General features: G+C 68.9%; 1 protein-coding gene. It reads left to right on the top strand.

Annotation, left to right across the window (positions count from 1 at the left end; translation table 11 throughout):
* Positions 1 to 107 precede the first annotated feature (107 nt).
* Entirely contained in the window at positions 108 to 23,252 is a 23,145-nt protein-coding gene (locus ACMLHZ_RS11440; protein ID WP_418667824.1) for a tandem-95 repeat protein, read from the top strand.
* The last annotated feature ends 72 nt before the right edge of the window (positions 23,253 to 23,324 follow it).

The raw sequence follows: 23,324 nt of genomic DNA, 5'->3' as shown, positions 1-23,324 counted from the left end.
GGTCACGGGCCCCGCTGTTTCGGTAAAATCAAGGAAAAGATGGGGTGGTCTGCGCCGGGTACGGCGCGGGCGCCCCAACCGAGAGTTAGCGGCGGGAGGTCTTGAGCATGAGCGACAAAAGTAAGGCGGGAATACCTGGGAAAGAGCCGCCCCTGCGCCTGGCTGCGGGTGAGATGCATGTGCGGCGCCGGGCGCTGGCGCTGGTGCTGGCGGTGTGTATGGCCTGGGCCGCCCTGCCGCCCCCCGCTTTTTCGGTTTTGGCCGAGGGCCAGGCGCAGCCCGGCTGCACCCATGTGCACGACGCGGGCTGCGGCTACAGGGCGCCCCAGCCCGAGACATCCTGTGACCAGGGCTGCGCCGACACGGACGGCGACGGTGTGACCGATCACGCTGAGGGCTGTGCCTGGCGGCCGGCGGACGAGGGCAGCCCCTGCAACCATGTGTGCGGCCCCGAGTGCGGCGCCCAGCCGGGCGAAACCCCGCAGCCAAGCCAGGCCCCCAGTGAGACCCCGGGCCTTTCGCCCGACCCCACGGCCGGCGCGGCGCCGAGCCCCCCGGCAAGCCCCTCGCCCGACCCCACGGCGAGCCCCTTGCCCGGCCCTTCGGCCACGCCCGCGGCGGGGCAGCCCAGCGAACCGCCGGCGGATTACGCCCAGCTGACCGACCTGAGCGAGTATTTTTTGGCAAACAGAGAGACCCTGGACGAGGAGGATCTGGAAGGGCTGGCCGCCCCGGTGTTTGATTCGTTCGACGTGCAGCGCCAGGGCGGCGGCCTGCTGCTGACTGCCCTGATCGGTGGCGGTGAAGGGCGCCAGGCACGGGAGCACGGCTTTGTGTGGAGCTTTGGCGAGAGCGTGCCCACCTTGCTTTCGAACGACGGCCAGGCGGCGTTTGAGGGCGGCCAGGCCGGCGCGGACTTTGAGCACCGGCTGGAGGGCCGGGAAGACGCGCTGGTGCGCGCCTACCTGATTTTTGAGGGGTACGTGCTGTACACCGGGCCCCTGACCGCCGACAACCTGGCGGAGGACGGGCTGCTGCGGGCCATGAGCTACCGCGGCCCGGCGGGCGAGACCCTGGTGTACGGCCAGGGTGCGCCCTTTGACCTGCCCATCATCCAGCTGCCGGTGCCCTGGCCTATGGGCACGGGATTCTATTTGCAGGTGGACCGGGCCGTCGACCCCAACGAGACGGTATATTTGGCAATCAAGGGCTCGATCGCGGGGGTGCCGATCCTGGATGTGAACGGCAAGCACATCGGGGAGCTGCAGTCCACCGTGAACGAGGAATACTACATCATCCCCATGGAGGGGCGGGACCTGAACGAGGGCAAGAACTTTGTGAACATCGTGCTGCCGCCGCTCATTCCGGGCTGGTTTTACATCGACAACATCCAGCTGGTGTTCGGGGGCGGCCCCGGCGAATTGGACGGCCGCGCCGCGGCGGTGGAGCAGGTGGCCTTTCAGGGCTACAACTTTACCCGAAAAACGGGCGGCTACCGCCTGGCGGTGGACGGCCTGGTGCGGGCGGAAAACGACACCGGGACGGACCGCCGGCTGGTGACCAGCGTGAATGTGGACGGCAACAAGATGTACGCCTCGCAGAAGTATGTGACGCTGGGCCAGGGCCGGCAGGAGCTGGCGACCGTGAACAAGTGCACCGACGGCATTTTGACCTACAACGAGGGCACGCTGACCCTGGCGGCGGCGCTGGTGGCCCGCCCCCCCACAGGCAGCGCCTGGGCCGCCCAGGAGCCGGACGGGGTGATCGTGTCGGTGCGGGCGGACACGATCCGGTACGAGGACAACGACGGCCCCAACGAGTACCGGCTGGACTTTACTTACGATAAGAATTATTACAGCCCGGCGGCCGCCGGCGCGCCCCTTACGGTAAAGCTTACCGCCCAGAGCGTGTTCGGCGAGCCGGTGGGCTATATCTGCCTGCCCAAAAGCGGCGCGATCGCCGAGTACAGCCACGAAAGGGACAAGGACGAGGGGATCGATTATTCCGGCCAGCTGAAAAAGCTGGTGCTGCTCAAGCCGGAGACCCTGTTGGAACCGGCAAAGTACGGCCCCTGCACGGTGGAGGCGGACATGAACCGCCGGGTGTACGCCACCGAGGCCGCGTTCGACATTGAGACCAACGGCGTTTACACCTTTGCGGTGGCGGGCCCGGCGGTGACCGAATATTTTACGCTGGAGATCACCAACATCGACAGCCAGGCCCCCACGATCGAGCTGATCGGCGCCAGCGAGCTGACCCTGCTGGAGGACACCCCCTACCACGACCTGGGCTTTGGCGGCGCCGACAACCGCACCGCCGAGGCAAAGCTCACCCTCGCCACCCTGCTGGACGGCGAGGCGGTTGACTTTGGCGCGGACCTGACGATGAACCTTGCGGGCGGCGAGCACACCGTGACCTGCATCGCCCGGGACCAGGCCGGCAACGAGACGCGGGCGGAGCGGACCCTGCATGTGAAAAACCGGCCGCTGGAGCTGGTGACCGAGCCGGTGGCCAAAACCGGCACGGCGGTGACCATGGGCGGGTGCATCCGCTATTTGGGCGAGGAGACGGTGGTGCGGCGGGGCCTTGTGTGGGACGTGAGCAGCGCCCCCACGCTGGAAGAGAACCTGGGCAGCAGCCGGGCGGCCTTCAACGTGAACAACAAAGACACGTTCACCGCCACAGCGGCGCTTGCGTCGCTGATCCCCAACGCCACCTATTACTGCCGCGCCTTTGCCCAGACCGGGAGCGGCAGGGTGGTGTACGGCCCGGCCCAGCGGTTTGAGGCCAACAGCAAGAGCTACGGCGCGGTGGGATTTTCGGCCGCCGCCGCGCAGGGCGCGCCCGGGGGCGAGGTAAGCCTGACGGTGCGCCGCACCGGCGGCGCGGACGGCGCCCAGACCGTGCGCTGGCGCACGGCGGACGGCTCGGCCATTGCGGGGGTGCACTACGCCGCCGCGGGCGGCACCCTGAATTTTGCCCAGGGCGAGACCAGCAAGACCGTGACCGTGCGGCTGCTGCCCTCGCCTGAAACGGGGCCTCATTGGGAGCTGGAAAACCGGGTGTTCTTTGTGGAGCTCACCTCGGTGGCGGGGGGCGCGGCCCTGGACGCCTCCTCCTCCGGCTGCACCGTGACCGTGCGGGACAACGACGCGGGCAGGATCCAGATCACCAACATGGACCGGTGGGTGGTGGCCAGCGAAAACGAGCCCACCGACTATAAAAAGTACGGCGGCGCGGCGTTTGGCCGGCGGGACTACATGTATTTCCCCAGCGAGACCGGCTACAGCCTGGACGCCTACCGGTATTGGGCCGAGCACGGCCGGGTGCAGGGCCGCCAGCAGCTGGTGATCAACATGAAATCGGCCGACAGCGGGCTGTACGTGTATGTGCGCAAGGGCTCGGGCGGCTGGGTGGAGCGGGCCGGCAAGTGGTACGACAAGGGCAACGGGGAAAAGGCGGTGCAGACCGGCGCGCTGGACCTGACCGGCCAGGACTGGGTGATGGCCAAGGGCCTGTCGCAGGTGCGGGTGGCCTGGTCGAAGGTGGAGTTCAAGAACCCCCGGCTCACCATCAGCTTTTCGGACACCGACACCCCGGTGTTAAAGCAGATCACGGCCCTTTCGGGCGATTACAAGGCAAACGACGGGATCTACTTCACGGCCCGGTTCAGCGAGATCGTGAACGTGACCGACCAGGCGGGGCTGTATATGGAGGTGGCCCTGACAGACGGCAAAAAGCTGCGTGCAGATTATGCCGCCGGCTCGGGCACCGACGTGCTGGTGTTCCGGCTGGCGGTGCCCGAGGGCGCCGAGAGCGCGGGCGTGACCGCCACGCTGCAGGGGGCGGCCAGCTACGTGCGGGACCTGGCGGGCAAGGCGCCTGCGAGCAAGGCCGGCACCAGCCTGCCCGGGGTGAACATCAGCTCGATGCCCTACACCGTGACCGTGACCCCCGGGACCGGCCAAAACGCCCGCAGCCACCAGGTGCGCATCGAGGTGGAAAAGCCGGCGGGCTACGCCGGCACCGGGGCGAAGTACCAGTATGTGTTCAGCACCAGCCAGGTGCTGGACGGCGCGGCCATGAGCCAGCTCAAGCCCTTTGCCCCCGGCGCCAGCGTGACCCTGGCGGGCGGCACGGGCAGCTTTTGGCTGCACGTGGTGGTGCAGGACAGCCTGGGCCTTTACCGCACCCAGCGCGGCCCCTACGAGATCAGCAACGGGGTGCCGGAGTTCAGCCTTTCGGCGCCCGGCGGCTGGACCCAGGGCCCGGTGCGGGTGGGCATTGCCATGGCCGATCCCGCCTACCTGAGCGAGAAAAAGGGCGAGCTGGTGATTTATAAAAAGGACAATGCCGACGGCGCGCTGAATGCCGGCAATTTTGACACCGCGGGCGCCGAGGTGCTGGACCTCGCCCAAACGCAGGAGGGCGGGTTCTGGTTTGAGACCGGCGCAAATGGGGCCTGGGCGCTGCTGGCGCAGGACAAAAAGAGCGGCGAGACCTATTTTTCCACCATTTCGGTGGCCTGCATCGACACCGCCGCCCCCACCGCCGAGCTGGCGAAGGACCAGGTCTCGGCGCGGGTGACGACGGACGAGCTGGCGGGCTACAACTACACCGCCGCCGACCCGGCGGTGTACGCCTGGGCGGCGGACGGGCTTTCGGGCCTTTCGGCGGCGCAGTACGCCTTTGTGAAGGAAAGCGAGCCGCCACAGGCGGACGCGGCCTGGACGGGCTTTGAGAGCGGCGACCGGCTGAGCCTGAGCGGGTACCTGGGCGGGGCGCAGCCCGGGGCGGGCAGCTATTACCTGCACCTGAAGGCGGCCGACAAGGCGGGCAATCTTGTTGTGATAAGCCACCCGCACCCCTTCACGGTGCCGCCCAAGACCCCGCCCACCATCCAGGTGGAGGTGCGCGGGCTGGCCGAGGGGCTGAACGGCGCGGGCCAGCCGGAGGGGGCGTTTACCCCCGCTGAGCTCACGGCCCCGGCGCCCGGGCGGTTCACCGCCCGCACGGTGACGCTTCACGTCACCGTGACACGCAGCGAGCGCGAAGAGCCGGGGGCGGACCTGGGCCCGGTGATGCTGCCCGGCAACCAGAGCCTGTGGGACAATGGCACCGACCGCTCGGGTGAGACCGAAAAGCCCGCCGCCGAGGTGTATGCCGAAGGTGTGCCCGTGCGGGATCAAAACCCCGCCGAGGGCGTGATTGAGTTTGACTACCCCGCGGGCAAAAACGCCATTTACCGCTTTGTAGGCACCGACCGGAACGGAAACGCCACCGAGCGGGCAGATGGCACGGTGACGATCACGGCCATCGACCGGGACGCCCCCGAGCTGACCTACAAAAAGCTGGACGCCGGCGGGGCCGCCCTGCTGCCCCAGCAGTGGGTCACCGGGCAGAGCGGCGTGACCCTGCGCCTTTCGTTCACGGATGAGGTCTCGCCGCTTTACGGCGAGGGCGACGCGCTGACGGGCTACACGGGCGTTGGCGGGGTGGAATATCTGGTGCTGGCCGGCGGCGAGAGCGAGGCGGGCAGGGAATACCAGCCCTACAACAGCGGCCCGGTGGACTTTACAGCCAAGGAAAACGGCAGCTTTTTGGTTAAGGTGCGGGACGCGCTGGGCAACAGCTACAGCCAGCGCATCCCGGTGACCAACATCGACTCGACCCCCCCGCAGGTGGAGACCACCAACACCGCCTACGGGGCGGGCAAGGCACCCATCACCATGCAGCTGAAATTCACCGACCGGGAGATGGGCCTTGTTCAGGTGCGCCGTTTCGCGGTGCTGGGCACCACCGCTTTCCCCGCGCCGGACAGCGCGGTGTGGGCGGACTACGACGGCGGGGTGGTGAGCCTGGATAAACCGGGCACCTGGTACGTGCACTATTACGCCGAGGACGCGGTGGGGCACACGGCCCAGGGCTGCTTTGGGCCCTATATCATCGACAGCGGCAAGCCCTCGATCGTGATCCAGAGCCGCACCTCGGACGAGTATGCGGAGCGGGACGGAAGGGTGGAGTTTGTTTACCGGGACGACAAATACGCCCGCATGCACTCGGCCGAGGTGACGGTGGAGTACCCCGCCGCCATGACCGAACAGCAGGCGGCCGACGCCAAGCGGGAATACCAGTGGTCGCAGAGTGTTTCGCCCTCGCTGTTCGGCTGGAAAGAGGCCCCCGCCGCCGCCATGGAGGGCAACACCGCCCGGTTTTCGATCGAGGGGTGGGGCAGTGAAGGGGTGAGCGGGCGCTGGTATCTGCACCTGCGCACCAAGGGCAGCACCGCCTACCGGGGCTTTTTGTTCGACAACGACCTGCCGGTGATCACGCTTGTGGGCGATGACCCGGCCTACATCCCCCGGGGCGAGGATTACACCGACCGGGGCGCCGTGGCCACCGACAGCCAGGACGCGCGGGTGGCGGTGACCACGAAGGTGACCGAGGGCGACGTGACCGAGGACACCCGTTACATCGACACCACCCTGCCGGGCGAGCACCTGGTGCGCTACACCGCCACCGACCGGGCGGGCAACACCGCCACGGCCCAGCGGGTGGTGTATGTGTACGACGCAAGGCCCCCCCGGGCGCTGGGGTTTGCCCGCACCACCCCCGAGGACACGGCCCTGGCCTTTACCCGGGCCGGCTTTGAGGCGGCCTATCAGGACGACGCAAACCAGCCGGTGGAGGACGGGCAGGGGGGGTATACACAGTTCTGCTCGCTGAGCGGCATCCGCATCAAAGGCCTGCCGACCCACGGCCAGCTGCTGCTGGGCGCAGCACCCCTGGAGGCGGAGGCGTTTGTGGCCGCCGACCGGCTGGACGAACTGCGCTACCTGCCCGCCGAAAACTACTATGGCGGCGACGGCTTTGCCTACGCCGCCCTGGACACCGGGGTGGGCGAGCGGAAGGGCAACGAATCCGCGCCCGCGCGGGTAACGCTGACGGTGGAGGCGGTAAACGACGCGCCCACCGCCGGCCCGCTGCGGGCGGCGGCCACCGAGGATGAGCCCCTTGCCATCGACCTGACCGGCGTGATCGGGGACGTGGAGGACGGCACGGCGCTTGCCGTGGCGCTGGGCGGGCTTACCGCCCGGCCAGCGGCCACCACACGGGTGAGCGCCGAGGCGGGCAGGGGCACGGCCACTGTACAGGGTCAGACCATCCGCTATACCCCCGCAAAAGACTTTAACGGCACGGTGACCATCCCCTATACCGTGACCGACAGCGAGGGCGCGAAGGCCCAGGCCTCCGTGACCGTGGCCATTGAAAACGTGAACGACGCGCCCCTGCTTTCGGGCGGGCTGACCGTGCGGGAGGAGGGCGCGGACGACGGCCTGTACCGGGGCGGCCAGCCGCTGACTGTGCGCTGGGCCGAGGCGGTGGACCCGGACAACGACCCGGTGTTCTATACCCTGGAGCTTTTGGATGAGGAACAAAGGTGTACCCTGCTGGCCGAAAAGCTGGAGGGCGGGCAGTATACGCTCACCCTGCCCGCGGGGCTGGACGGGGGTTACACCCTGCGCCTGACCGCGCTGGACGGGCACGGCGCCGCTTCGACCGCGCTGGAGAGCGCCCCCTTTGCGGCGGACAGCACGCCGCCGGTGATCGAAAGCATTCTGCCGGGGCCCGCCGCGGGCGGGGCCTGGGAAAATAAAACAGAGATCCCGCTGACTGTTACCGTGACCGACGAGGCGCACGGCCAGCCGGCCGGCGCCGCCGAGCCCGGGCTGGAATACGAGCTGGCGGTGAGCGCCGACGGGCAGAGCTATTCCTCCGGCGGCTGGAAGCCCCTGGGCCAGGAGCGGAGCTTTGCGGTGAGCGCCGAGGGGCTTGCCCGGGTGCGGGTGCGCGCCACCGACGCGGCGGGCAACCGGAGCGAGATAAGCGAGGCCGGCCCCTACCGGCTGGACCGCACCCCGCCCGCGGCCTTTAGCCCCGCGCATTCGCTGGGGGCGGTGAACGGGGAAGGCAAGACCAGCGTTACCCTGCGCGGCGCCACGGCCGACGACACCTCGGCCCGGCTGGCGGTGGCGGGGCTGGCCGAAGCGCCCTATTCTTACAAGCTGGACGAGGGCGATTTCACCGCGGCGACCGGGGCGGGCGAGCACACCTTTGCCGGGCTTGCCCCCAACACCCAGCACACCTTCACCATGCGGGCCGCCGACGGGGCGGGCAACCTGCGGGAGCAAACGGTCACCTGCCACACCCGCGCCCAGAGCGCCCAAACGGCCGAACTGACGGGTTGGAACAGCGGCAGCCTGACCGTGGAATTTGCCGCGCCCGAGAACCCGAAGGATACCGAATATAAATTGTGGCTGACCACCCGCTACGGCGGTGAGCGGCTGGGCGAGACGGATTGGGCCGCCGCGACGGCCCACACCTTCACCGGCCTTGCCGAAAACACCGAGTATGTGCTGTATGTGCAGGCGCGCAACGGCGACGGGGTGGAAAACGACCCGGTGCGCTTTGAGAAGGACCAGACCGGCGCGCGCTTCAAGACAAACCAAACGCCGATCCTTACCCTGAACGGCGCGGGCGCGCCCCGGTATTACAGGGCGGGCGAGACCGTGACCTTCAGCGGCACGGTGGAGGACCCGGACCTGGCCTACCACGGTGGGGCCAATCTCCCCAGGGTGCAGGTGGCGTTCAGCGGCGTGGAAAAAGAGGCGGCCTTGACCGCCGCCCCGGTGTTTTTGGGGCTTGGGCAGAGCGATACCAAATGGAACTGGACCGTGGAATTCACGGTGGACGCCGAGCTTGCCGCGGTGCCGGACGGCCGCTACGGACCCGCCGTGACCGCCGCCGACAACCGGGCCGACACCGCCGGCGCCCAGTATATGCGGGGGGTCTGGCTGGACCGCAAGGCCCCGAACGCGCCCACCGCCGAGATACAAAACGACAGCCCTGCGGCCGACCCGCTGGTGTTCAGCAGCAGCGCCGCCGTGCAGGTGAAGCTGACCGCCCAGGGCGACGCGCCCACCGGCACCGCCGGCAACGAAAACCCCAGCGGCGTCAAGGCACTGCGCTACCAGCTTGTGGGCGATACTGCGGTCGCGGGCGGCGGGCAGAGCACCGGCGGGCGCTTTGCGGCCGTGCCGGAAAGCGGCCTGGTGCGGGTGACCGCCGAGGGCCGCACCACCCTGACCCTGGAGGCGGAGGACAACGCGGGCAATGTGAGCCGTGTTACCCGGGAGATCTACATCGACCGCACCCGGCCCGGGCAGCCCGCCCTCACCGCAACGGTCGATAACAAAGAATACGACGGCAGCTGGGTGAACCAGCCCGTCACCGTGACCCTTACGGCCCAGGACGCCGTTGGGGTAGGGGCGGTGTATGCAAAAATCACAGACAACCCGGACGCTTTGGGCACGGACACGGGTGCGTATGACAGCGACCGCACCCGATATTTCAGCGAGAAAACGCTGGAACAAGAGGTGAGCGTGAACTATACCCTAAACCGGCAGCAGCAAAACTACCTGCACCTGCTGCTGGTGGACACGGCGGGCAACACCCGCACCCTCACGGCGGGCCCCTACAGGGTGGATACCGCCGCCCCCGCGCCGGTATTTGAGGTGCCGCAAAAAGAGCTGACCTCCGGCAATGCGTCGGTGGTGCTGCGAGGCCACAGCGCGGCGGTGCAGGTGTACGACGCGGGCAATGCGAACGGCAACGCCCAGGCCGAACAGACGGCGGGCCTGGCAAAGGCCGAATACGTTTGGCTGCCTGCGCGGGTTACGGTGGATGCCGCCGGCAGCTTTTCCGTAACCGCCCATACCCCCGGCGGCGGCCTGCCCGCCGACGACGGCGGGGACGCGGCGGGCTCGGGAATCGCGGCATACGAATGGCAGGAATTCACGCCGGGCGCAAGCCTGGTGCAGGGCGGGCGGATCGACGGAAGCTGGAAGCTGTGGGTGCGCCTGACCGACGCGGCGGGCAACACCGCCTGCTACAACCAGGGCTACACCGGCAGCCGGGCCGGGCAAACCGCCTACCCGGACTTCCTGTTTGACAACGAGGCCCCCAACCTGCCGCAGAGCGATGACGGTTCGGTGGCCGTGAACCACAAGACCTACGGCACCCTGGACCTGGAGCTGCCGGTGGACGACGAGAATTACGACGGCTCCAACAGCGGGCTGGCCGAGTACCAGTATGCCTTTACCACCAGCGCCGAGGCCCCCGCGGCGGGCAGCCTGCCGGTGTTCAAGTTCGAGAGCTACAGCGGCTTTTTGAATTTTGCGAGCAGTACCTCGCTGGCGGTAAACAGCGCGGCGGCGGACCTGCGCCAGTCCACCGGGGTGACCCTGGCGGCCCAGGCGGTCTGCCTGCCCGGCGACGGCGGCTTCCACACCCTGCTGCACCTGAAGGATGGCGCGGGCAGCACCCTGCTGCGGGTGAGCGTGTCGGACGTGACCGGGGCCATTGTGCTGACCGATTCGGCGGGGGCCGACAAGCACCTGGGCGGCGGCTACAACGACGGCCGGGCCCACCAGATCGTGGTGGCGGCCAGCTTTACCAATTCGGTGAAGGTGTTTGCCGACGGGCAGTACCTGGGGCGGTTCTGGTTCCCTGATATCAATAAAAACAGCATTGAAAGCGTGGCCCTGGGCGAAAACCTGCGGGGCGCGCTGTTTGCCGCGAGCTTGTTTGGCCGGGTGGCCGACGACGCCGAGGGCAAGAGCTTTTCCTTTTGCACCGACGACATCGTGGGCGACTATGTGTTCTGTAACGGCCTTGCCGGCAATGTGACAGACAACAAGGTTGTGACCGACCGCAGCGGGCAGCAGAACGCCGCTGAGGTGCAGGGCAATGCGGCCTGGGACAGGGAGTACGCGTCGGAACAGTTTTTGAGCACGGGCAGCGTGAACACAAAGGTGGACCTGAATCCCTATCTGGACGCTTATACCAAGGCGAAGGAGATCACGGTTTCCACCAGCTTTAAAACAAGCGTTTCGGCTGGCTACCAATTCCTCTTTTCCAGCAGCCAGGGGAGCGCCAACCGTTTTTATATTTACCTGTGCAACGGCAGGCTGTGCGTGCCTTTTTACGGTGACGGCGAGTCATTCCAGCCCACGAGGGGCGACACCGGGCTGGACCTGGCGGACGGCAAGACCCACACGGTGACGGCGACCGCAAAGGGGACCACGGGCAGGGTGTATGTGGACGGCAGGCTTGTTACCACGGTGGAGATCGGCGGCTGGCTTACCCAATACAAGCCGGACACGGGCTACCTGTGCGCGGGCTATCACCACGATATGAGCGACAAAACCAGCGGGGCGGACCGGAATTATTTCCAGGGCACCCTGTACAACACCTACATCTTTGGCCGGGCCCTGACCCAGGCCGAGGTGGAGAGCGGCAACATCAACTATGTGGACCGGCCCATCGCCCTGCTGAACTACACCCAGCAGGGGCAGGCACAGGGCAGCCTGGACGCCCTGCCCCAGGGCGGCGCGGGCATGCGCCTGGACGACGGCGGCGACTGCCTGGACCTGGGCAAGGTGGCCGACCTGCTGGGCGACCAGAACGCGGCGGGCATCAACAGCACCGGCTTTTCGGTGAGCGTGCGGTTTGAGGCCGACCGGGCCCGCTGGACCGGCGGCGAGAACCGGGGCAGCGGCTACTGGTATGGCCAGGACGCGCTGGTGGGCCAGCGGCTGTTCTCGATGTCGCTGGCGGACGACGCCTCCGATCAGGACGCACCCAACATGGGCTTCGGCCTGGCGGGCGACGGCAGCGGCAGCCTGTTCTACTATTGGAACGGCGCGGCGGTGGACCGGGGCTTTGCCCCGGTGGGGGAGAGCCTGTACCAGGGCGAGCACTATGCCACCCTGTCGTTCGACCCGGCGGCCGACACCATCACCTTTTACCTGGACGGCGCGCAGGTGGGCCAGACCACCGGCGTGACGGGCGTGACCGGCACGGTGTACGCCGAAAGCCACGCCTACGCGGGCATTATGGAGCCGCCGGACGGGGTGAATTTCCCCGCGGGGGCGGGCCAGTTCTACGGCACGCTTTACAACGTGAGCGTGAAGCGGGCGCCCACCGGCCTGACCGAGCACATCCAGGAAGCCCGGCAGCGGGTGACCCTGGGCGCGCCCGTGGCCGCCTATAACCTGGACGAAGCCGTGAACGGCCGGGTGGCAAACCGGGGCAGCACGGGCGGCAGCGCGCTGGTGCGGGGCCTGGGCGACGCGGGCCTTACGCTGGACGGCACAAACCACCTGGAATTCGATGTGGGGGAAGACGACAAATTCCAGGACGTGGCGACCTTTGAGGTGGTGTACAGCCAGCCCACGGCCAAGAGAGCGGCGCTGATCGACCAGCAGGGCAATTTGAACGGAGGCACGACGACGTTCCGTTACCTCACGCTCTATCATGATGGCACGGCTAACGGTTATTTTGGCTATGGTGCAAATGGTGTGTACGCGCCCAGCGCGCCCGCGGGGGTGAAGACCCGGCTTACCGCCGTGGATGTGAGCGGTATGGGATATGTGTACCGGGACGGGGTGCTGATCGCCAGCGGCCCCCTTAATAACAGGGATGGAAAGACTCAGAATTCCAAATTCCGGCTGGGGGCGCTGTGGAATTTCCTTCAGGATTACTGCTTTGAGGGCACTTTATATGATGTGAAGGTGTGGGCCACGGCCATGGGCGCCAGGCAGGTGGCGGGCCTGGAGCCCTATACCACCGACGAGCTGCTGGTACACTACGATTTCTCGGGCCCCGACCCCCTGGCCGACAAGAGCGGCCGCGGGCACGACGCGGTGCTGGTCAGCAACACGGCGGGCCAGGCCGTCACGGCCGGCCTGTACCCCCGGTTCGACGGAACGGCGGAAACCGGCGGCACGGCCACGGGGCAGGTGCTGGCGCGGGGTACAGCGACGCAGAAGCTCCAGGTGAAACTGTCGTATCAGCTGGAGAGCACCAAGGGCAACCCGAACCTCTTCTCGATCCCCGTGCCAGGGCTGAGCGAGCTGCGCCTGGAGGCGGTGGGCGCCAGCGGGCTTACCCTTTGGGTGCCCACCCAGGGTCAAACGGATAACCGAGTGGCCGTAGCCCTGCCCGGGAGCGATAATTTTGCCCGGAATACACTGGACCTGACCATCGACTATACCGGTAAAATGATAACGGGCACCCTGAACGGCGCGCCCTTCACCATTTCCGTGCTGGCGCTGAGTGCGGCCGGCTACGCCGCGGCCGGAACGCTGCAGATGGGTAGCCGCTACAGCAGCGCCACGGAGAATGCCTGCGCGGGAACGATCTACAGCTTTTCGCTGTGGGAGAACGACGCCCTGCGCGCCAGCTACGGCGGGAGCAAAACCGGGAAGGTGTGGACGGACGCGAGCGGAAATAATCTGGATGTTACAATGGGCTCCGGCGTGAGCTGGGTGCCCGAAGCGGGCAATGTGACCGGCGCGTTCCCCGAGTTTTTGGGCACCGGCGGCTCCTACGCGGCCACCAAAACGGGGCTTGTGGATTTTGACAGCCCCCTCACGGTGCGCATGAAATTCAAGCCGCTGGAGGCAGATAAGAGCGATGCTTATAGAGACGGAACGCAAAATTATTTTTCGGTGGCAAACGATACCAGCGCCGTGCCCTTTTTCCTGCTGACGAACAGCGATAATAAACCACTTTATCTGCTCACCTCTTCGGCGGGCGAAGGTACCCACAAGTATCACAGCCTGGGCCCGATCAGCGATGCCGGGACCTACGACCTGGAGCTGACCCTGAACTACCAAAACAACACCTATGAGGCCGCGGTGAACGGCGCCAGCAAAACAGGCGCGCTGGAATGGGCAAACCCCGATGGAAAAGCCGGTACCAACGGCCAGCTGCAGATCGCCTACCGCAACTACCAGCCCCAGAACGCCCACATGGTGCTGTACGAGTTCGAGGCGGTGCAGAACGGCGCGGTGGTCTGCCGGTACGACGGCACCCGCAGCGCCGACGGCGCGCGGCTGATCGACGTGTCGGGCGCGGGGAACGACGCGAGCATTCACGGCCAGGTGAACTGGGTCACCGAGCCCTTCCGCCCGGGCAAGCAGGCCACGGCGGAGGCCGTGGACAAAGGGCAAGGCCTTGCCTGGGTGGCCGACCAGCTGGCCGCCCAGGGCGACACCGCGATCCGGGTGAGCAACAGCGCGGTGCAGGGCCAGGTGTACCTGCACGTGTGGGTGCGCGACAAGCTGGGCAACGAGGTGCAGCGCCGCTACGGCCCCTTCGACTACGACACCACCCGCCCGGAGGCGAGCCTGGCGGCCCGCAGGGCAAAGCAGGGCGAAACCGCCACCAGCGCCTACGCCACCATTACGGCGGCCGACAACTGGCTGCTGGACGGCGATAAGACCCGCTGGGCGTTCCGGACCGTGGCCGGCCCGGCGGCCGACCCCACGGCCCTGTTCGCACAGGCAGACACAAAGTGGGAAAAGTTCGAGGGGCTGGGCGCGGGCAGCCTTGCCGCCGGCGCGTCGGCTGCCTGTGAGCTGCCGGATGTGGGGAACACGGCTTCCCCCAAAAAGTATTACCTGGCCGTGGAGGCGGTGGACTGGCTGGGCAACGCCAGCGCCGACTATCTGTATGTGGACAGCGGCACCCTGTTCGACGACGGCGCGGCCCCCACCATCACGTTCACCCCCATCAGCGACGAAAACGGGACCCTGAAGGCCCACGCGGTGCAGGTGGACGTGGAGGATGCGCCGGAGCCGGGCAAGACCGCCGCGGGCGTGAACGGGCAGACCCTGGCCTACGCCTGGGCGCTGGGGAGCGCGGCCCCTCAGGACGGCGACTGGAAGCCCTTTACGAACCACAACATCCTGCGCCTTGAAGCGGGCGACGGGGAGTGGACGCTGCATGTAAAGGCCGCCGACAACGCGGGCAACGCGGCCGCAGGCAGCACGGCCCGCAGGCTGGACAACACGGCCCCGGCGCTGGCCCTTGCCCGGCAGGAGCAAGGGTGGCGCAACGCCGCCGCCACAGTAAACGTGGCGGTGACCGAAGAGGGCGCGGGCCTTGCCGCGCTGTACTGGGCGCGGGGCAGCCACGACGCGGGCCACTTTGCGGGCGGCGCGGCGGTGGAGGGCGTGCAGGACATCACCGGGGCCAAAGCCTTTGAGGCCGGCAAGCTCGGCAGCTACACCGTGTACGCGCGGGATGCGGCGGGCAACGAGGCGGTGCAGGTGTATACCGAAACGCAGCTCGACTTCACCGCCCCCACCCTGGCGCTCAGCCCCGCCGGGCAGGACTGGACGAAAGAAAATGTTACCATCACGGTCACCGCGGCCGATTTGGGCGGCGCGGGGGTGGCCTCGGTTTCCTACACCCTGAACGGGGGCCAGCCCCAAACGCTCGCCCTCACAAGCGGCAAGGGCAGCCTCACGCTGACCGATCCGGGCCAGCACATCCTCGCCGTCACCGTGACCGACCACGCGGGCAACACCGCCACGGCCACCGGCGTTTACAAAATCGACCGGGCGGCAAACCCCATCGCCATCGGTGAAAGCGCGGACACACAGCGGGCGCACACCGTAACGGTGAGGCTGGCGCGTACGGCTTCCGGCCCGGCGGCCTCGGCCCGGTACGGCTGGGCGGAAAAAGGCAGCACGGGACCCGAATTCTGGACCGACGCGGAGCTTAAAGACGGCGCATTTGCCGTGACCCGGGCCGAGGGGGACGGGGAGTACACCCTGTTTGTGACCGCCGCCAGCGCCACCGGCGTGCCGAGCGAGGCGCAAGAAAATTTCTCGTTCGACAACACCCCGCCCGACCTTGCGGCGGCGCTGCAAGGCGGCGTTTGGGCACAGAGAGATGTGCTGCGGGTGACCGCCGAGGCGGGCGCGGCCGTGACCGTGAAAAAGGACGGCGGAAACTTTAAAACAGGTACCGGCGCGGGGGATACCGCTCTGGAATTTGCAATCACCGAAAACGGGGCGTACACCGTCACCGCCGCCGACGGGGCGGGCAACACCGCCGAGGCGGAGGTACGGGTGAGGACCATCGATACCACCGACCCCACCGCCGCCCTGGCCCCGGCCGGCAGCGAAGCATGGCGCGCCGGCGCCCTGACCGTGGCCGCCGTTGCCGGCGACGGCGAGAGCGGCGTGGCAAAGGTGGAGTACGCGGTCACGAAGGACGGGGCCGCCGTCGACACCACCCAGGCCGGAAGCGGCGTGACGGTGGGCGAAAACGGCGTGACCCTGGCCGCGAGCGGGGAATACACCGTAACGGCCACGGTGACCGACGGCGCGGACAATGCCGTTACCACGGCCGCCGCCACCTACCGGCTGGACCTGGACGCCCCCACCCTGGCCCCGGAGATCGCCCAGGTGACGGCGGACAGCCTGACGGTGAACGCGAAGGCGCAGGACGAGGGCGGCTCGGGCCTGGGCAGAATCACCGGCTCGCTGGGCGATGGAAGCGTTGAAGGGCAGAGCGGGAGCGTGGCCTTTGCGGGCCTTGCGGCCAACCGGGCCTACGCCCCCACCCTCACCGCCCAGGACGCGGCGGGGAACAGGGCCACGGCCCAGGCCGCCGAGACCTATACCCTGGCGGCCCCGCCCACCGGCTTTGCGAGCCTGCGGGCCACCACCACCGGGCTGCGGGCCGAGCTTGCGCCCGGCAAAAACGCCGTGGCCCCCCGGTATCTGTACACACTCACCCTGAAAAAGGAGACCGGGCCGGACGAGGTGCTGTACGAAAGCGCAGAGCTCACCCGCTCGGCGGTGCTGGAGGTGAGCTACCGCGAGGCCCTGCCCGCAGACGCCGCGCTCACCCTCACGGTGACCGCCGTGAACGAGGACGGAACACAGTCCGCGCCGGTGAGCTTTGCCATCGGCGGAGGGGGAACGGGGGCCGCGCCGCTGAACGCGCCGCCCACGGTGGCCTTTGAAGCGCCCGCAGCCAATGTTCTGCTGGGGGCGGGCGGCAGCGTGGAGTTTCGGGGCAATTGGGACGATGCGAACGGCGATGCGGTGACCGTGACCCTTGCCCTGGGCGGCAGGGAATTCCCCGCCAAGGTTGAGGGGGAGACCTGGTCGGTCACGGTACAGGCCGCCGACCTGCGGGAGGGCACGTACCAGCCACAGGACGTTCTGGCCATCGCGATGGACCCGCAGGGCGAGCGGGCCGAGGCCCGGCCCGGTGAGAACTTTGCGCTGACGGTGGATAAGACCCCGCCGCGGGCCCCGGCCATCACCCTGATGGGCGGCGCAGGCTGGCAGCGGGAAAACGGCTTTGCCCTGGCCGCCGCCGCGGGCGACACGGACCTGGAAAAGATGGAATACAGCCTGGACGGCGGCCAAACCTGGAATACTTACCCGGGCGGGGAAGTGCCGGTAAAGGGCCTTACCGGCGAGGTGGCCCTGCAGGCCCGCGCGGCGGACAAGGCGGGCAACCTGAGCCCGGCCGCCGAGGCGGCCCTGCTGCTGGACGGCGCGGCGCCGATAATCGCCGCCGACCCCACCGCACAGGAGAATTGGGCCAGCGGCCCGCTGGAGATAGCGCTGGCCTTTGCCGACGAGACGAGCCTGGCCGCCGCGGGCTGGCTGGTAAACGAAAGCCCACAGGCCCCCGGCGAAGCGGAGCTGCGGACGGCCATGACCCGGGCGCCGGCGGACGCCGGCGGCAAGCAGGCCGAGGCAACGGTGCGCCTGACGGAGGACGGCGCGTGGTACATCCACACCCTGGCGCGGGACGGCGCGGGCACCGCGGCAAGGACCTTCGGCCCCTACCAGCTGGACGGCACGGCCCCAAAGCTGCCCGCCGTAACGGTGAAGCAGGCCGGGCAAACCAGCCTGACCCTGGCCGGCGCGGAAAACGCCGCGGACGCGGGCGGCGCGGGCCTGGACGAGGGTACGGTGAAATACCACTGGCAGAGCCTGGAGGGCGAGGGCACGGGCGAAAGCGAAGACGGCAACCTGCAAAAACTTGCGGCGAACGCCCGCTACCGGCTGTGGCTCGCCGGGGCGGACGGCGCGGGCAACCGGGCCCAGGGCCCGGCCGCCGAGGCATGTACCCTGGCCGCCGACCCCAAAAATGTGGAGCTGGCCGCCCGGGGCGGCGGCGCGCTGACCTTCCGGATCACGGGGGACGAGGCGAACGCGGTGCTGCCGGAATATAAGATCGCGCTTAAAAACGCGCAGGGCGCGGTGCTGGCCGAGAGCGGCTGGGGCGTTGCCACCACCGTTAGGCTGGCCCTGCCCGAAAACGAGACGGCGGTGTACGCATTCCTTACCACCCGCAACCAGGCCGGGGCCGAGAACCCGGAGAAGCAGCTCACCGCCGACGCTTACCCGGACGGGGGCTTTGGCGGGGAAGGGGCGCTTGCCGGCGGGCGCGCGCCCACCCTCACTCTGGATCTGCCCGAGGCACGGGCCGTGACCGGCGTGCTGGGCGCGGGCGATACCATTACCATCACCGGCACCGCCGCCGACCCGGACGGCGACGCGCTGTATGTGGCCGCCACGCTGGACAACGTGGAAAAAACGGTGCGGCTGGATGCCGGTACCGCCGCTGGCGCGCCCTGGACACTGAGCTGGAGCGTGAGCGAGGATAAGCTGTGCGCGGGCGGCTTTGGCGAGTTCGGCAAGGTGACGGTCACGGCCATGGACCCGGACGACAACCGGGCCCAGGCCACCGACCCGCGCACCTGGAGCATCGACAACGCGGGGCCCGAGGCCCCGGCGACACTGGAGGCCGTGCCCGCCCAGGTGCGGCCGGAAAACGGCGGCTATACCCTGCGCTTTGCGGCAGGGGCCGACCGGGGCGCCGCGGGCGTGGCCGGGTGGGCCTATACGCTGGACGGCGGCGCCGAGCAAACGGGCCAGGGCGACACCCTGCCGGTCATCACCGTGACCGGCGAGGGGGCGCACACCCTGACCGCCTGCTACATCGACGCGTTGGGCAACCGGGGCGATGAGATGCGCCTTGCCTTTGCGCTGGACGGCACGCCGCCCACCCTGGACAGCCAGGCGCTTTATACCTTCGACGATACCTTGGCGGAGGGTTGGAACAAAACCGAAACGGCTCCCGGCGCTGGGGCCTGGTTCAGCGCGCGCCTGCGGGCGGACTTTGCCTTTGGCGACGGAGCGGTAAGCTGGGCGGTGACCGGGAGCGACGCGCGCCCGGCACAGCTTGCCCCGGCCCAGGGCCGCACGGTGCAGGCCGAGCTGGGCGAGGGCGCCCACTGGGTGCACCTGCTGGCCGTGGACGGGGCGGGCAACGAGGCCTACCACTGCTTTGGGCCGTACCAGGTGGACCTTGCCCCCATTCCGGTGAGCGTTGCCGCCGACGGCACGGCCGCGGCCCGCAGCCACACTGCCCGGGTGACAGTGAGCGCCAGGGGTGACGCCTCGGGCCTTGCGAAGGCCGAGTATCTGTGGAGCGCTGAGCCGGCGTACAGCGAGCGGCTGGCCGGCTGGCAGGGCTTTGAGCCGGGCGAGGAACCCTTTGAAACGAGCCTTGGGGGCGAGAGCGGGGTGTGGTACCTCTACGCCCGGGTCACCGACCGGGCGGGCAACCGCAGTGTCGGGCGCAGCGACCCGCTGACCCTGGACAACACCCCGCCCGAGATCCTTCTGGAGGACGCCGACCCCGGCAACGCGCGGCGGCGCACGGTGCGCTTTGCCGCGCGGGACGCCCACAGCCCGGTGACCGTGCGGGCTTACAAGGCGGGCAGCCATGCCCCGGCGGAGTTTGCCGGCTCGCCGGGCGAGCCGCCGGGCGAGCTGGTGGAGCTGACCGAAAACGGGGTGTACACCTTCTATGCCCGGGACGAGGCGGGCAACGAGGCGGTGCGGGAGTACACGACGGCCGGGCTGGACGCGGGCGCGCCCACCATTGAGGCCGAGGGGCCGGCCGGGGTGTGGAACACCGAGCCCTTTGCCGTGACCGTGCGCTTTGCCGACCCGGAGGGCAACCTGGCAAGGGTGGGGTACGTGGACCCGCAGTATTACGACACGCCCGCCGAGGGCGATGGCATGCCGGACGCCACCCACGCCGAGGCCTTGAAGACCCTGCCCGACCTGGCGGCCCTGCTGGACGCGGAGGCCACTGAGATCGACGAGCGGTACTTCCACACAGTGGACGCGGCCGACCTGCAGGGCGGCGCGCTGACCGTGCAGGTGGGCGGCGGCAGCGGCAGCCTGTGCTATGCGGGCAACGGCAGCCTGATGCTGCACTTTGCCGCCCAGGACAAGGCGGGCAACCTGACCGTGCGCTCGTTTGGGCCCTACCGGCTGGACGATACGCCCCCCACCCTGGAGATCGACGCCGCGGACGGGGCCATCCGCAGCGCGGTGGTACCCCCGGGCGAGGCCGGGCAGGAGAATTTTACCGGCTTTTCGATTGCAGATAACCTGACCAACGCATTCGCCTACTACCCGGCGGACTCGGCGCCCGCCCCGGAAGAGGGCGGCGGGGCCTATACCCTGCACTACGACCCGGCCGCCCTTGGCGGCTTTACCACCGAGGGGCTTTACAGGAACGCGGTGCGGTTTGTGATCGCCGACGCGGCGGGCAACACCGCCGAGTACACCGTGGACTGCCTGGTGGCGGACACCCTGCCGCCCCAGTACGGCGACGACAGCAAGACCGCGGGGGGCGACGCCTACGGCAATTACATCACGGCGGCCACCCGCGAGGATACCCCCTACACCTTTGCCGGGGCCGACTTTACCCCGCAGGAGGGGCCGAACGCCCTGTTTGAGACCAGCCTGCCTTTGCGGCACATCACCCTGCGGGCCCTGCCCGCCCAGGGGAGCCTTGCGCTGGGCGGTGTGCGGATCACCGCGGCCGAGCTGCCCAAGACCATCGGCTTTGGCGACATCCAGGCGGGCAAGCTGACCTATGCCCCGAACCCGGACTGGAACGGCACCGACACGGCCATGGCCTTTACCGCCTGCGACGGCGCGGGCAACGAGACGGAAGACCTTTCGGATCCGACCCGGGTATTGCTGCATGTGGAGCCGGTGAATGACCCGCCGGTGCTGAAGGGCAGTTTTGCAGACGCAACGATCACCGACCTGCAAACCTATACGCTGGACTTTGAGGTGACCGACCCGGACAGCCCGGAGGCCGCCCTGGTGGTGGAGGCCGCCAGCAGCGGCGCGGCCGGCTGTGCGGTGGTGCGGCGCGCCGGCGGGGGCTGGCGGCTGAGCGTGACCCCGGCAGCGGGAAACAGCCAGGAGACAGTGACCCTGACCGCCCGGGACGGCCAGGCCGCGGGCGAACCCAAAAGCTTTGCGCTGACCGTTATGGCGGCGGAGAAGCCCTATGCGGCGCGGCCGGATTCGGCCGCCGCCGACCCGGCCACCGGCACAGCCGAGGTGGAGGTGCTAGCGAACGACCGGCCGGCCTGCCCCGCGCGGCGGGTGCTGGGGGTGGCCGTGACCACCCAGCCCGCCCACGGCCGGGTGGAGGCGCTGGGCGAGCCCGGCGCGTTCCGCTACACCGAGGCGCAGCCGGGCGCGGGCCGGGAGGACAGCTTTACCTACACCGTGCAGCTTGAGGGCAACGTGGAAGGCGACCTGTTGACCGCCACCGTGCTGCTGAACGACGCCACGCCCCCGGTGATCCAGGCGAGCCAGGCCCCGCAGGCGGATTGGGCCAGCCAGGGCCTGCTGCAGGTGACCGTGACCGACGCGGGCGGCGTGGGCCTGGTGGCGGTGACCGACCCGGCGGGCAACCTTATCGCCCAGGCGGGGCCGGGCGGCGGCAAGCTGGAGCTGGAGGTGCCGGTGAGCGCGAGCGGCCGCTACACCATTGCCGCGCGGGACCTGGCCGGCAACGAGACCGAAGCCGGGGCCGAGGTGGAAAAAATCGACAGCGAGCCGCCCCGGGTGGATCTGGGAGGCGCCGGGCAGGAAGACGGAAAGATCACCGGGATCCAGATCGCCGACGGCGGCTCCGGAGACGTGACGGTGGAGGTGAAGGAGCCCAGTGGCGCGCAGATCACCCAGAAGCCGGATGGCAGCTACGAGGTGGCCCTGCCGCCGGGCGCCGACCCGGGCGACGTGGTGATCGCGGTCAAGGACGGCGCGGGCAACGAGACCGAATACCGCTTTGACGACCTGACGCCGCCCGAGCTGGCGGTGCGCGGGGCAAAACCGGGGGATGTGTACTACCTGCCCGTGACGGTGGATTTTGCGGACTACAAGGACGCGGCGGGCACCCTGCCGGGCGAAGTGGTACAGATCACCGGCGGCGGCACCGTGAACCCACCCCTGCCCAAAGCCAGGGGCGAGGTGCTGCTGCCCGCCGTGACCGCGCCCTATGTGAGCGGAGGCGAGAACCGCACCGTGTACCCCCTGGCCGCGGTGGACGCCGCCGGCAACCGCACCCTGCGCAGCATCACCATGAAGCACATCCCCGCGCCGGGCAGCGTTACGAGCGAAAACCGGGCCGAGATCGAGGAGATCCTCAAGGAAGTGCAGGAGGAGCTGGACCGCACGCGGCCGGGCATCGACCTGCCGCAGGAGCAGCTTGACCAGCTTGCGGGCCTGGTGGACGAGGTGCAAAAGGAGATAGAAGAGCAGAAAAGGCGGGACGAGCAGCCGGCCGGCCCCGGCGGCCCCGGCGAGCCGCCGGCCAGCCCGGCGCCCACCCCCGGCGGACCACCCACGGCCAGCCCGGCCGCCAGCGGGGCGCCCGGCCCGACGGACGCACAAAAAGCGCTGGACGAGGCGCTGGACCTGCTGGACCGGCTGCAAAAGGGCGAGGTGAGCCCCGAGTGGGCGCCGGACCTGGAGGCCAACCGGGAGCGGCTGGAGGAGCTGTGGGAGCTGTGCGAGCAGCTTTCGGACGAACAAAAGGCCGCCCTGACCGAAGAGCAGCGGGCTGGGCTGCTGGCCTATCTGAAGGGGTACCTAAAGCTGCTGGGCAAGGACCCGGCCCTGGCCGAGGCCCTGCTGGCCGCTGCGCAGCCCACCCCGGCGCCCACGGAGGCGCCCGGCCCGCAGCCTGCCCCGACGCCCACACCGCCGCCCGCGGCGCGGCAGCCCGAGCCGCAAAAACCGCTGGCGCTGGCGGATCTGGCGCTGGCCCTGGCGGCTGTGGCCCTGGCCCTGCTGGCGCTGGCAAAGCGCCGCAGGCGGGCCGCGACGTGCGGCTGCACTGTTGCGGCGCTCGCCCTGCTGTGCTTCACGCAGGGGCTGGGCGGCGTGGTGACAGCCGATCGGTGGACGCCTGCCCAGGCGCTGCTCTTCGCCGCCGCCTGCCTGGCATTCTTTGCCAAAAAACAGAAAAGAGATCCATAAAAAGCGGCGCCCCGGTGCCTTTTGTGCCCCGGGGCGCGCAGAGAAGCAAAACGGATCAGGAAAAGGCCGGCC

This window comes from Allofournierella sp. (assembly GCF_048388525.1).
GTDB lineage: Bacteria > Bacillota > Clostridia > Oscillospirales > Ruminococcaceae > BQOK01.
This window is presented reverse-complemented; position numbering and strand designations above follow the sequence as displayed.